This window comes from Geomonas sp. Red32 (assembly GCF_023652955.1).
Taxonomy (GTDB): domain Bacteria; phylum Desulfobacterota; class Desulfuromonadia; order Geobacterales; family Geobacteraceae; genus Geomonas.
The window spans coordinates 421,650-434,809 of the sequence record NZ_JAKLOY010000001.1; the positions used below are offsets into that span (position 1 = coordinate 421,650).

The 13,160-nt window shown below is 62.5% G+C and carries 12 protein-coding genes; 8 read left to right on the top strand and 4 right to left on the bottom strand.

The features are described 5' to 3' along the window. Window positions 1-170 precede the first annotated feature (170 nt). From dacB to L4X63_RS01925, 4 genes are all read left to right on the top strand, one after another. Complete coding sequence (dacB, locus tag L4X63_RS01910; RefSeq protein ID WP_250676890.1) at window positions 171-1,628, top strand: D-alanyl-D-alanine carboxypeptidase/D-alanyl-D-alanine endopeptidase; 1,458 nt, start codon at window positions 171-173, stop codon at window positions 1,626-1,628. 130 nt (window positions 1,629-1,758) lie between these two features. Then, on the top strand, window positions 1,759-1,983 hold the full coding sequence (locus L4X63_RS01915) for a hypothetical protein (RefSeq protein ID WP_250676891.1): 225 nt from the start codon (window positions 1,759-1,761) through the stop codon (window positions 1,981-1,983). A 112-nt stretch (window positions 1,984-2,095) separates the two neighbouring features. Then, window positions 2,096-2,863 carry a hypothetical protein gene (locus tag L4X63_RS01920; protein ID WP_250676892.1) on the top strand — a complete coding sequence of 256 codons (768 nt, stop codon included), beginning with the start codon at window positions 2,096-2,098 and terminating at the stop codon, window positions 2,861-2,863. 383 nt (window positions 2,864-3,246) lie between these two features. Next, window positions 3,247-5,706 (top strand): hybrid sensor histidine kinase/response regulator family protein, encoded by a 2,460-nt coding sequence (locus L4X63_RS01925; RefSeq protein WP_250676893.1) that lies wholly within the window; start codon window positions 3,247-3,249, stop codon window positions 5,704-5,706. A 135-nt stretch (window positions 5,707-5,841) separates the two neighbouring features. Here the strand turns inward: L4X63_RS01925 and L4X63_RS01930 are convergent, their stop codons facing one another. After that, window positions 5,842-6,060 carry a dodecin gene (locus L4X63_RS01930; RefSeq protein WP_250676894.1) on the bottom strand — a complete coding sequence of 73 codons (219 nt, stop codon included), beginning with the start codon at window positions 6,058-6,060 and terminating at the stop codon, window positions 5,842-5,844. Between the two features lie 433 nt (window positions 6,061-6,493). Between L4X63_RS01930 and L4X63_RS01935 the strand changes: the two genes are divergently transcribed. Beyond that, the gene (locus L4X63_RS01935) at window positions 6,494-6,682 is read left to right on the top strand and encodes a hypothetical protein (RefSeq protein WP_250676895.1); all 189 of its coding nucleotides are present in this window, start codon (window positions 6,494-6,496) and stop codon (window positions 6,680-6,682) included. Window positions 6,683-6,734: 52 nt separating this feature from the next. Here L4X63_RS01935 and L4X63_RS01940 read toward each other — a convergent pair whose 3' ends face one another. Beyond that, complete coding sequence (locus L4X63_RS01940) at window positions 6,735-9,020, bottom strand: GAF domain-containing protein (protein ID WP_250676896.1); 2,286 nt, start codon at window positions 9,018-9,020, stop codon at window positions 6,735-6,737. Window positions 9,021-9,121: 101 nt separating this feature from the next. Continuing rightward, window positions 9,122-9,466, bottom strand: a complete 345-nt coding sequence (locus L4X63_RS01945) for a GlpM family protein (RefSeq protein ID WP_250676897.1) — start codon at window positions 9,464-9,466, stop codon at window positions 9,122-9,124. A 258-nt stretch (window positions 9,467-9,724) separates the two neighbouring features. On the opposite strand from L4X63_RS01945, the gene L4X63_RS01950 reads away from it, so the two are divergent. The 3 genes from L4X63_RS01950 to L4X63_RS01960 all read left to right on the top strand — a co-directional run bounded on the left by L4X63_RS01950 (window position 9,725) and on the right by L4X63_RS01960 (window position 11,620). Continuing rightward, window positions 9,725-10,864 (top strand): OmpA family protein, encoded by a 1,140-nt coding sequence (locus L4X63_RS01950; RefSeq protein ID WP_250676898.1) that lies wholly within the window; start codon window positions 9,725-9,727, stop codon window positions 10,862-10,864. 160 nt (window positions 10,865-11,024) lie between these two features. Then, entirely contained in the window at window positions 11,025-11,303 is a 279-nt protein-coding gene (locus L4X63_RS01955; protein ID WP_250676899.1) for a type II toxin-antitoxin system RelE/ParE family toxin, read from the top strand. 11 nt (window positions 11,304-11,314) lie between these two features. Further along, complete coding sequence (locus L4X63_RS01960) at window positions 11,315-11,620, top strand: HigA family addiction module antitoxin (protein WP_250676900.1); 306 nt, start codon at window positions 11,315-11,317, stop codon at window positions 11,618-11,620. Window positions 11,621-11,791: 171 nt separating this feature from the next. Here L4X63_RS01960 and L4X63_RS01965 read toward each other — a convergent pair whose 3' ends face one another. Continuing rightward, the gene (locus tag L4X63_RS01965; RefSeq protein WP_250676901.1) at window positions 11,792-12,772 is read right to left on the bottom strand and encodes a DUF4382 domain-containing protein; all 981 of its coding nucleotides are present in this window, start codon (window positions 12,770-12,772) and stop codon (window positions 11,792-11,794) included. Between the last annotated feature and the right edge of the window lie 388 nt (window positions 12,773-13,160).

A 13,160-nucleotide genomic window follows, 5' to 3' on the forward strand; every position in this document is an offset into this window, starting at 1 on the left:
GATACTGCTCATCGAAACTGATAGCCTCCGTTGCACTGGCTTATGCCCCCTTCGTCCGGGCATAGATAGTATCCGTGGCCGGTCGAGTAGCAGCCCAAAGAGAAAACGTTTAACTCCATCCCGCGAATGTGCTATCTCTCTCCAAAACATCACCGGCTGAAGGAGATCTCTTGAGGATATCCGCCCCTATCGCCGTTACCGTCGCCGCCCTGCTGGCCGTCTGCGTGCCCACCTTCCCTGCCCAGGCAAGCGGCCAGACTCCGCCTCCGCCCACCACTTCCCCGGCGCTCTCGCCGCTTCACCGGGAGCTGGACGGCATCGTCCGCGGCGAGCTTTCCCCCTACACCAACGCCGCCATCAAGGTCACCTCCCTGAAAACGGGAGAGACGCTCTACGAGCACAATCCCCGGCTCCTCGTCACCCCCGCGTCCAACCAGAAGCTCTTCACCGCCGCAACCGCACTCTCGGTCTTGGGAAAGGAGCGGGAGGTGATCACCACCGTCTCCGTCGACGACGCCCGGGGAACGATCTTCCTCAAGGGGTGCGGGGACAGCCTGCTGACCGCCCGCGACCTCGCCGGGCTGGCCACCGCCGCCTCGGAGAAGCTTGAGCGCAACCGGACGTACCGGGTGGTGGCGGACCTCGCCTGTTTCGATGACCTCTACTGGGGCAAGGGGTGGATGTGGGACGACGAGCCCGAATCGGACGAGATGTACATCGCCCCGCTGGCGATCGACCATAACACGGTGACGGTGACCGTCACCCCAGGGAAAAAGGCGAACGCCCCGGCGGAGGTAGCCCTGACGCCGGAAACCCCGCTGGTCACGGTGAAGAACTGGACGGTGACCGGTGGACGTGGAGACGAGGTGACCGTCAAGGCCACCCGGCGGCCCGGGGACCGGGAGAACGTCATCACGGTCTCCGGCGTGATTCCCGCCGGGGGGGACGCGGTGGTGAAGCACCTGTCGGTCTGGAAGCCGGAGCGGATCGCCCTCGCCATCTTCGCGGACGCCCTCCGGGCCCGCGGCATCGCCGTCACCGGGCTGGACACCAACTTCACGACGCCGCAGAGCCGGGTGATCGCAAGAAAGAAGCGGCCGCTCGGCGACTTGGTGGCCTTCGGGCTTAAGGAAAGCGACAACCTGTCGGCGGAGAGCCTGATCAAGCTCTTGGGGATGGTCTCCACCGGCCAGCCAGGCTCCGCCGAAGACGGCGCCTCCCGCATCCGGGTCTATCTCGACAAGCTCGGCATCCCCACGGACAAGCTGTTCGTCGCCGACGGCTCCGGAGTCTCGCGCTACAACCTCACCAACGTGGAGACCATCATCCGGCTCCTCGAAGCCATCTACCGCGACCAGCGGATCTACCCCACCGTGTACAACGCGCTGCCGGTCGCCGGCAGAGACGGCACACTGGCACATCGCATGGCGGGAACGCCCGCCGAAGGCAACGTGCGGGGAAAGACTGGCAACATGACCGGGGTCTCCTCTCTTTCGGGATACCTTCACACCGCCGACGGCGAACCGCTCGCCTTCTCCATGGTCATAGAGAACTTCGCCGGCCCCGCTAAGCCAGTGCTGGAAATCCAGGAGCGCATCTTGCTGATTCTCTGTAGCTTTCACAGATAATTAAATTTATCTTAATTTTTATTGAAAAACGATTACGGCATGTTACAGTTTTTCATCCCCAGAATAAGAACCCGTTGTTACCGGAGGCGTTGACAGAGCAGCTGTAAGGCACATTCACAGGGAGGTTCCGATGTCCTTCTCCATCCTCTTCGTCTGCCTTGGCGTCAGTTTTATCTGTGCCCTTTGTGTGGTAGCTACCGTTATGTTCTGTGCCGATCAGCCTGCCGCCACTCCGGCCAGTCCTTACCGGCGGGGCCGTCAGAATGCGGGAAGGGGCCACCTCGCCACTACCCGGGCCGGAGTAACCAAAGAGGAGATCGGGGAGCAGCTTACCGGCAGCGAAGCGCCGCACTGACTCCGGGGTCGCCGCTGCCGTCCCACACACTCACAGAGGGGGGTCTTGTCTTAACAGGCCCCCCTTTCGATATTCCCGCTATTGGACACTTCCATAAATCGAGTGAGGGAACATGAACAAGATTGTCTTATTTTCGGTCGAGCTGAAGAACCCGGAGGACTTCGCCTTCCATCCGGGAGCCAAGGCGTTCCAGGAGAAGTACCGCACCCACGAAGTCGAGGAGACCTACTTCGCCTTCAAGTTCGAGGAGGAACTCTGGAAGGAGGCGGAGAAGGGGCTCGAAAAGGCCGGGCTCCCCTACGAGAAGAGCTTCAACCTCGTGCTGGAGGATGGCGAGCTGGCCGCCCACCCGGTCCACTACCTGACGGTGCCCGCCCTCTACGACCTGGTAGCAGGGGACGAGGAGGAGCCGGAACTTTCCAGGGAGGTGGCGGATTTCCCGATCGCCCAGGATTTCCTGAGCGAGGTGGTGGTGGCCAGGGTCCAGCTCTTCGAGGAACTCGCCCGCCTCAACCCCGCCATCAAGCCGGCCGTCGACGAGGTCTTCACCGTGAAGAGGAAGGGGTACCGGATCCTGGACGGACTCCCCGAGCTCGAGGAGCCGATGCGGATCCCGCATGCCACCGGGGTGGCCGAGAACGAGGGGGACAGCGTCGGGACCTACTACGTGGAGGGGTGGGACGGCAGGAGCTCGCTCTCCGAGGAGGCGGTCGGCTTCGTCAAGGCCAACCACCTGGTCGCCGCCCGCGTCTTCGAGATAAAGGGGAAGAGCTACCGCCAAAATGCCCCCAACTACCTGGTTTCCGGCAAGTTCGCCGCATTCTTGCAGAAGAAGTTCAAGGATCTCCAGCTCACCCCCATGACGATGGGTATCCTGTGAGGCCCCACCACGCCAACGACATCGGCCGCAGGGAGTACCTCAAGGACGGGAGCGCCGTCTGAGAACGGGCCTCGTCACGGTTCTTCCCGACTGAACTAGCTCTCCCACCCGCACCGGTTGATCTCATCTCCGCTCCCATACCATGCTACCAGTTCCCACCAACGCAACCTCTCATAGTACTGCCTCCGTTTTCTGAGCTCTCAATCAGATCGTTCCTGACCGTCGTATAGGAATAAGGCACTGTTGCGCCGCGCCGAATAGCTTTGCATGTTCAGAAAATGGTGTGCTAAGGTAGGCAAGTTCAGTAAGCAAAGGCTCACTTTCCGCTGTTGCTTTCAGACCGGCCTCCTCTAAGGGCGGCCCAACCTCGAGGTCTCCTCCGCATGGTGTTCCCCGACTTCCTGAAGAGCTTCCTCAGCCGCAACCGCAACGGTCTTCATATCGCCGTCTTCGGCGCCATGGTCATCGTCGCCACCTGGGTGAACGTGGTGCAACGCGTCGACTACGAGCGCGCCGAGGAGATCAGCCGCTTCACCCGGGAAAACGCCGGTCGCGCCCGCGCCTTCGAGGAACACACCAGGCGCGTTCTGACCTCGGCCGACAGTGCGCTGCTGTACCTGCAGATGGAGTACCACGAGCACGGCAACATCACCCTGAGCATGCTGGACTTCATGCAGTGGGCCAAACGGGAGCCGGCCGTGAAGCAGCTGGCGGTCTTCGACGCCTCCGGCAATCTCGTGGAGAGCGTGCTCGATCTCCCCAAAGCGATCAACATCGCCGACCGCGAGCACTTCTGGATCCACCAGTTGCAGCCCGACCACGGGCTCTTCATCTCCAAGCCGAGCATTTCCAAGGGGACCGGGGCGGTCACCATCTTCTTGACCCGCCGCCTCACCAACCCGGACGGGACCTTCGGCGGCGTGGTCGGGATCGGGCTCAAGCCGACCTTCTTCTCCAGCTACTACGACACGCTGGGGCTGGGGAGCGACCGGAGCATCATGCTGGTGGGGCGGGACGACCGGATAGTCCGCTGCTGGCGCTTCAACGACCGGATCCTGGCAGGGATCGACATCTCTTCGAGCGCCATCTTCGACGAGGCCAAGCGCCGCCCAGCCGGGACCTACGAGGTCGACTCCATCATCGACGGCAAGAAGCGGCTGTCGAGCTACCGCGTCATGCAGGATTTCCCGCTCATCGTGGTGGTCGCCGAGCTGAAGGAGACCGCGCTGGCCCCCTTCGTCACCAGGGCGCACACCTACTACCTCACCGCCTCCCTCTTCACCCTCTTCGTAGCCGGGTTCTCGCTGGTAATGTTCCTCGCCGAACGGCGCACGCGGAGCCAGAACCAGCGGATCAAGGAGGAACTGGAGGAGCGCGAGAAGGTGGTCCGTGCCCTGAAGGAAAGCCAGAACCTCTTCTCCGAATTCCTCGACCACCTCCCCGCCATCGCCTTCGTGCAGGATCTCGGCAACGGCATCCTCTACTCCAATGCCGCCTACCACGGCTTTTCCGGCGATCTCGCCCCTCTCCAGGTCCAGCCCGGCCAGTACCAGCAGCACGGCCGCTCCGACTGCCGCTTCGACTCCTGCGAGGTTACCGTCACCGATGGAGAGGGCGGGCAGCGCACCTTCGATACCCGCAGGTTCCTGGTCGAGCGCGGAGGCGACGAACCGCTGATCGGGGTGATCGCGGTGGACATCAGCGGACGCCGCCACGCCCAGAAGCTGGAGGCCATCGGCACCCTGGCCGGCGGGGTCGCCCACGATTTCAACAATATCGTGACCGCCATCGTCGGCTTCGCCTCCCTCATGCAGATGAAGCTGGCGGAGGGGGATCCGCTCAGAAACTACATCGACAACATCCTCGCCGCCTCCAGCCGTGCTGCGCAGCTGACCCGCAGCTTGCTCGCCTTCGGCCGTAAGCAGGAAGCCAATCTCAAGGCGGTGGACCTGAATTCCATGTTCCTCGGGGTTGAGAAACTGCTGCGGCGCGTGGTGAGCGAGGATATCGAGTTCGTGACCGGCCTCGCCTCCCGGCCGCTGCCGGTGATGGCCGACAGCGTGCAGCTCGAGCAGGCGCTGATGAACCTGGTGGTCAACGCCCGCGATGCCATGCCCGCCGGGGGGACGCTGACGGTGCGCTCGGGATTCGTGCTCATGGATGACGAGTGGATCGAGGCGAAGCGGTTCGGGGCTGCGGGGGAATACGGGGTCATCTCGGTGGCGGACACCGGCACCGGGATGGATCCGCGGACCCTCCAGAGGATCTTCGAGCCCTTCTTCACCACCAAGGGGGTCGGCAAAGGGACCGGGCTCGGGCTCTCCATGGTGTACGGCATCGTGAAGGAGCACGGGGGGTACATCGACGCGGCAAGCGAACAGGGGGGAGGGACCGTCTTCCAAATCTTCCTGCCGCTCGTGAAGCAAGAGGAGATCGTGGACGAGAAGGTCGCTTCGGAGCAGGTCCGGGGAGGTGCGGAGACCATCCTGCTTGCGGAAGACGACTACCAGGTGAGGAGCATGACGCGCGAATTCCTGGAGAAGTTCGGCTACCGGGTGCTGGTGGCCGAGGACGGACAGCAGGCGGTGGAAAGGGTCCGGGAGAGCGCCGGGGTGATCGACCTGGTGGTCCTCGACATCATCATGCCGAGGAAAAACGGCAAGGAGGCTTACGACGAGATCAGGGCCCTGGCCCCCTCGGTCAAGGTGCTCTTCACCAGCGGGTATACCGCCGACGTGATCACCCGCAAGGGACTGGCGGCCGAGAACCTGCAGTTCGTCGCCAAGCCGGTGGCACCCGAGCTTTTGTTGAGGACCGTGCGGGACCTGCTCGACGCGGCCTGACAGGGTCCGCCAGCGCTGGTGGCACCGCGGGTGACGTCCCGAATGGCACAGCTGATGACACAGCTGATGACACAGCTGATGGCACCGCAACGGGCCCCGCAGTGGCGCCGCGGGGCCGTCGTTTCGGCGGGCGAGCTAATCCTTTAGCTGGAAGGAAACCTTGAGCGTCACTTGGTATTCGGCTACCGTGCCGTCCTCTCCTATGTGCCCGCGGATCTCCTCGACCTCGAACCAGGAGAGCTTGTCGATTGAGCTCTTTGCCTTGCCAAGCGCAGCCTCGATGGCCGCCTCGACACTCTTCGGCGAAACACCGATCACTTCCACCTTCTTATAGATCCGATCCTTACCGTACATGTCTCCCTCCTTTGACCAGCCGGATTCTCTCTCCCAACGACAACCCAGTAACGATATCCCGCGTGGTACCTATGTCAACCGGACGTCAGCCAGCGACGGGAAAAGGGGGAAAGGTGCTGTGACAGTGGGGGATCTCCCACACTGCATGATGAGCTTCGCGAAACGCGGGTGAGTATACGGGGGAAAAAAAAGATCAAGAAAAGCGGTGCCGTGTCGAGGAAGTAATCATGGAGTGAGCAGATTGCGGCAGGCAGTTTAAAAGTTGCACCCCTTCGGGGAGCTCGTCGCGGAGCCCGCACCGCTTTGGGCGGGAGGAACCGCCGCCATTTCGGGCCGTTATCCCGCCGGCACGGTCCGCGCCGCCGCTGGCATGAATATTGTTACCGGTAAACAAACGCTTGCAGGCAGCAGCTGTGACTGAGGAGGGACAATTATGGAACCGATAGTGATCGTCAGTGCAACAGTTGTCGGATACTACCTTGGAGTCGCCGTGCTGGACACCCTGAAGGATCTCCGCAGGGAAAAGGGACGGTGGTTTTTCTCAACGATGATCCCGGTAAAGGTTCGCTGCCGGGACCACGCCTACAACGAATCGCTCGCTCCCCCTAAGGAGCGGTGGTAACCAGGACGGGAGAGAGGATCCCGCACGAGCATGTACGGCCCCCTCTCTCCCGTCAGCTTCCCATGGCCAGTCCGCCATCCCCGTACTCGTAGCCGCGCCACCCATCCGTGAAGAAGAAGGTCGCCCCCTCCCCCGCCGCCCCCTGGGCCCAGATCCTGCCGCCATGCATGGCGATCACCCGCTGCACGGTCGCTAGCCCGATGCCGTTCCCCTCGTATTCTCCGATCTTGTGCAACCGCTCGAAGGGAAGAAAGATCTTGTCCGCGTAGGACATCTCGAAGCCGATGCCGTTGTCGCGCACGAAGTAGACGGTCTCCCGCCCATCGCTGTAACTTCCGAAGTGGACCTCCGGGTTGGCGATCTTCCCGGTGTACTTCCAAGCGTTACCGATCAGGTTCTGCAGGGCCAGGCTGGCGAGCGATGGGTCCCAGTGCCCTTCGACACCGCCGTCAATGGTGACCTTCACCTCCCGCTGGGGATAGTGAATCCTCAGGTTGCAGACCACCTCCTCGGCCAGTTCGCTCAGTTGCACCGTTTCGCGTTTGAGTTTCCGGCGGGTCACCCGGGAGAGCTTGAGGAGATCCTCCACCAGGTGCCCCATCCGCGAGGCGGCGGCCGAGATCTTGGTCAGGTAGTTCCTCCCCTCGTCGTCGAGGAGCTCCCCGTAATCCTCCATCAGGATGTGGCTGAACGAGTTCATCGCCCGCAGCGGCGCTCCCAGCTCGTGGGTCACCGAGTACGAGAAGGATTCCAGCTCGCGGTTGGAGGCCTGGAGCTCCACCGTCCGCTCCCGCACCCGCTGCTCGAGGGTGTCGTGGGCCAGGCGAAGCTCCTGCTCGAGCTGCTTGCGCTCGGTGATGTCGTAGTTGATCCCGATCATCCTTACCGCCTTGCCCTTACTCTCCTCGAGGACGTACCCCGCGCCGACCAGCCAGCGGACCTCCCCGTCGGCGCGGATCACCCGGAACTCGTGCTCCCAATGGTCGCGAAGATTCACCGCGCTCTGTATCGAGGTCTTGAGATGCTCCTGGTCTTCGGGATGGACATGGCGGAAAAAGACGTCCGAATCGCTTTCGCCATCGCCGGCCGGTAGGCCGAGGAGCTGGTACTCCATCGGGCTCCAGAAGGAGCGGTGGTTGGTGAAATCCCACTCCCACATCCCCATCTTCCCCCCCTCGAGGGCGGTCAGCAGCCGGAGCTCGCTGCCGCGCAGGGAGGCCTCGGCCCGCATGTGGATCAGGGCCTGGACGGTGGCGTCCGCCAGCCTGGTCATCGCCTCCAGGTCTTCTTCCCGGTACCCCCCTGCGCGGTTGGCAAGGGCGATGAGACCGATAGTCTTTTCACCGTGGATGAGCGGGACGCCCAGAAACGATTGCAAGGGGGGATGTCCCGGCGGCACTCCGGCGCAGGCGGGATGGCTGGCGGGGGTATTGGTAACGAGCGCCCTGCCGCTCACGATCACCTCGCCGTACAGTCCGTGCAACCTGAGGGGGGCGGGACGGCCGGGGTCCGCGGAGCCGTTCAGGGCGTAGGCATCCCCGACGGCACCCTCCGTCTCGATATCGTGTACCAGCCCGTCCTCCCGGAGCTCGCCGATGAAGCCGAGCCGGCTCCCGGTAACTTCCTCGGCCATCCGGAGGCAGACTGTGGCCAGCTCCTGTTCGCTCTTCGAGGTCAGCGCCGCGCGGAGGATGGCTCCTATGCCGTTGAGGAGCACGTTCTGCCGGAGGATCTTCTCGTCGGCCATCTTGCGTGCCCGCTCGAAGGAGGCTCGCTGGGTGATGTCGAGGTTGGTCGCCACCGCCCCCAGGAGATCTCCGGCACGGTCGAGGACCGGAGCTGCCGAGGCCAGCACGACCCCTTCGGTCCCGTCGAAGCGCCGGATCCGGTACTCGACCGGCTCGACCGGCTCTCCCGTGGCCAAGGCCATGGCGAGCGGGTACTCCTCCGGCTCGGTGGCTTTGCCGGTGGCGGCGTCCCAGGAAGGGTACTGCCGGTACTCCTCCTGGCTCTCCACCAGCGGCGCCGTACCGCACCAGATCCTGTCGGCCTCCTGGTTCTTTCCCACCAGGCACCCCTGCTTGTCCGCGATCCAGACACCGACCGGCAGGCTGCTCAGCACGGCTTCGAGGGTTCTTCGCTCCAGCTCCAGCGATCCGGCCAGCATCCGCTGCCGCTCCTCGCTCTCCCGCAAAAGGTGCAGCGAGACATCGCACTCGTTGCCGTCGACGGCGGCGAAGGCGGCAACGCAGGCGCGCCCCTCGGCCTCGATCAGCCTGGCGCGGAGGGCCTCTATTTCGGCGATCAGTTCGTCCCTGGTTCTGGTATCACATTCCATGGCATCCCCACTGTGCACGATGAAGACGACACCAATATAAAATTAGAATTAATTTGGCAAGACAAATGTGACCACTCGGCTCGTTTTTCTCCTCGAACGCCTCACCCGCTTTGCACCTTCGGCCAGACAACCAGCAGGACCGTGGCGGCACCGGTCCAGGCACAGGTGGCCAGCAGCAGCGTGGCGGCCAGCGAAGCGCGGACGCTCAGCCAGTAGACCACCAGCAGGTAGACCGCGTACGGGGCGAGCGACCACAACCCGAAAAGCGCCGTGGCCCGCAGATCGGCGGGGGGGCGCTCGCTGCCGACGATGCCGTGGGCGATCAGGGTGAAGGTGGGGAAAAGGGGAACCAGGCCGGCGATGAAAAAGTTCCGGCTACGGGAGAACAGTGCGATGACCAGCACTGCCAAGGCTCCTAAGACGCATTTGAGGATGAGACTGGGCATGGAGACCTCATAGGGAATGGGCTCTGTCTTTGCGGCGGTCACAGGCACACCGCCTCTCTGTCACTGGACATAGCACCAGGCAGGGACATCTGTCACGGACAAAATCGACTTTTGTGTGAGCATGCGGGTTGAGTCTAACTACGATAAGAGATATCATTATCATTATTGGCGAAAGAACCTTTTGTTTCGTCTTCTGACATGGGCCTGGGCTTACCGGATGCAATATGCGGGATGGCGCATACAAGAAGGAGGTACGCTATGAGATCACGATACATGCTCTATCTGTCCGGGCTGGCCGTCTTGATGATGGCTGGCTGCGCAAACTACGAGGTCAACAGCAAGCGAAACGCGGTACCGGGGCACCTGATCCGGACCGAAATGCAGGATTCCGATCGGGCCCTGGACGCGGCCCAGGCCGCCGGTAAAGACAAATCGAACCCCGAGGCCTTCCAGGCAGCCAAGAAGGCCCACGACGACGCCTACGACGTCTATCGCGCCTGCCACACCGAAGAAGGGGCGGCCATGGCTCGGGTAGCGACGGCCAAGGCGAAAGAACTGATGGCGATGGGCGAGCCGGGCACCAAGGCGGCAGCGGTGGCGCCTCAGTCCCAGCCGATGGCCGAGGCGGCCCCGATGGCGGTGCCGGTGGCAACGGCAGCACCTGCGGCCAACACCAAGAACTGCGTCGCTCTCAACATCCAGTTCGACATCGGCCAGGCTGAGATCAGGCCCGAATACCGGGACGAGGTCCGCAAAGTCGGGGCCTTCCTGCAACGCTTCCCGACCACCACGGCCGTCATCGCCGGCTACACCGACGAGGTGGGGAGCGACGACTTCAACCTCAAACTCTCCCAGGCACGCGCCGAGAGCGTCGTGAAGGAACTGGAAGACGACTACGGCATCGCCCCCGACCGACTCAGCGCGAAGGGGTACGGCAAGTCCTACCCGGTGGCCACCAACTCCACGGATCCGGGCCGGCAGCGTAACCGGCGGATCGACGCCATCATCGACTGCGCCTTCGACGTCACCGCCTTCATGGGTCCCCCCGAAACGCTCTGCATGACCCTCAACGCCCACTTCAACACCGGCAGCGCCGAGCTCCGCCCCGCCGATTTTGAGGCCGTCGACCGGGTCGGCGCCTACCTCAAGGAGCATCCCGCCGCCACCGCCGTCATCCAGGGGCACACCGACAATACCGGAACCACCGAAGAGAACATGAGGCTCTCCAAGGCGCGGGCCGAAAGCATCGTCAACTACCTCGCGGCCCATTTCTCCATCGATCCCAGCCGCCTGACCGCCGAAGGGTACGGCTCCAGCCACAACATCGCCTACAACGGCACCGCCAGCGGCCGGCAGATGAACCGGAGGATCAACGCCATCATCAACTGCGCGACCTGACCGGCCCAAGCCGGCACCATCAGAATAGGGCACGCCCCGGCGTGCCCTTTTTGTTGCTACTCCCACTGCTCCTCCCCTCGCCCCGCGATGGCACCCGTCAGCAGAGTGCGTCCGGACTTCCTAGCTTGACAGTACTATCGCCACCCGTTACTATCCATAAATGATCAGATCATTCGCCGACAAAGAGACGGAAAAGCTGTTTCGAGGGCGGTTTTCGGCGAAACTTCACCAAGACGTACAACGTTCCGCCCAACGAAAGCTCAAGCTACTCGACGCGGCGGCCACCATCGAGTTCTTGCGGATTCCCCCAGGCAACCGGCTGGAGCAACTATCTGGAAACCGTACGGGACAATGGAGCATCAGGATCAATGACCAGTGGCGGATATGCTTTTGCTGGGATGGCGACGCCTTCGACGTCGAGATTACCGATTACCACTGAAGAGGTGAACAATGACACCGCGTGACCTGCCTCCCGTGCATCCGGGGGAAATTTTATTGGAAGAGTTCCTCACCCCGATGAGGATTACCCGCTACCGGCTGGCAAAATCTATCTCGGTGCCACAGCGCCGCATTGACGAGATTTGTGCCGGGAAACGATCGATCACCGCCGACACCGCCTTGCGGCTGGCACGATTTTTCGGAACCGACGCTCAGAGTTGGATGAATCTGCAGGCGAGATACGATCTCGAATGTGCGGAGATCGCACTAGCGGAGCGAATCACGGTTGAAGTAAAACCCCTTAGAACGGCAGCCTGACAATCCTACCTGGCGATTCACCATTTCGTTCCCCCCTGAAGTCACCCGGCGGAGCTCAGACAAGCGAGCAGATGCCGGGTTTATGGCCCAAAAAAAGGGCGGCCCCTTGCTGAGACAGGGCCGCCCTTCTTGTTTCTTCGTCAGCGTCTACTGGTGGTTATCCCCCGCCCCTCACGGGGTGAGGAAGGCGTTGCCATCGGGCGGCAGCGTGGTGTCTTCGCCGGTCGCAATCGTGAACGCCGGAGAGGAGTAGAGCTTGAAGACGCCGTTTGCCGCCGCTCCGCTGCCATACCCCTGAATGAATACCTTGTACTGGGCGGAGGCCATGGCGGAACTGCCGTTGGGCGGCAGGAACGCCGAGAAGGAAGTCTTCCAGATCCCGGAACCGGCGCTGCTCAGGTTACTGAAGACGGTCATGCTGTTGACCACGGTGGAAGAGTCGGGGTTGCGGGGGACGACGGTGACCGTGGCGCTCGACCATTTGCTGAAGGCGGGAGACCTGATGGTCCCCACCACCGCCCCGGCATTGCTGAGCGAGCCGAAGATCTGCACCAGCTTGACCCCGGTCGGTTTGAGGATCACCTGTCCCGAGTTCCCCGCGTTGACGATAGCCGCGGCCGGGTTGAAGTCGATCAGCAGGGTGCTGGAAGAGCCTGCAGTGACGGTGAAGTTGCCGTTGATTTTGAGCCCGGTCTGCTGCGCGCTCGGGGTGGTGAGGGGAACCTTGGTCGGATCGCCGGTCCTCACCACGTAGTTCACCAGGTTAGGCTGCTGGTTGGCGGCGAGGATCAGGCGGATCTGGGTGTAGGTCCCGGCAGGGAGCGTGGCCGTCCCGAGGATCTGGGGGACGAAGTGGAAATCCATGAGGTCGACGTCGATACCGCTACTACCATTTGGGGTGGCCATAACCGGCAGGTTGGGGTCGGTGTCCATGAGGTTTTCCTGCCCCGCCCGCACGGCCACGACCTTGACCACTTTTACATGCACGCTGGAAAACGATCCGAAGGAGCGGGCATCGGTAAGGGCGGTGGTAACCGTCCCGGTACTGGCCCCGCCTCCGCTTCCGCCGCAGCCGGAAAGCTGGACCAGGGTAAGGGCGCCCAGTAACAGCAACGCCGTGCAAAGCATCGAAACCTTTGTTCTTTTCTCCATGACTATGGAACCTCCTTGCGCGTTTCAGTACGACAGTGGGGGAGTAAAATATCACTCCGCAATATTCGCAAGTGTAGCGAGGCTCCGCGAAAAGGCAAGAAAATTGTCTTTGCCCGCAGCGCACGGCTCATCCGTCCCCCCTTAACGCTTCGGCATTCTTACCGTAAATTTATCCTGGTGCCGAATCCTCCTTCTCCCGTTACCGCCCTTCTCCTTTGACAACGATAATGAACATCTATATATTCCACCCAATCCACGCCTGGCCTCATATGAGAAGCACCGCCACCATCCATGAAGCCGTTGATAATGTGGACCTCGCTTCCCCGCCGGTGAGGCTCGTGGTCGGCGCCGCTGGCCGGCCTCCTAAAGATCCCGTTGGGTTATCCCC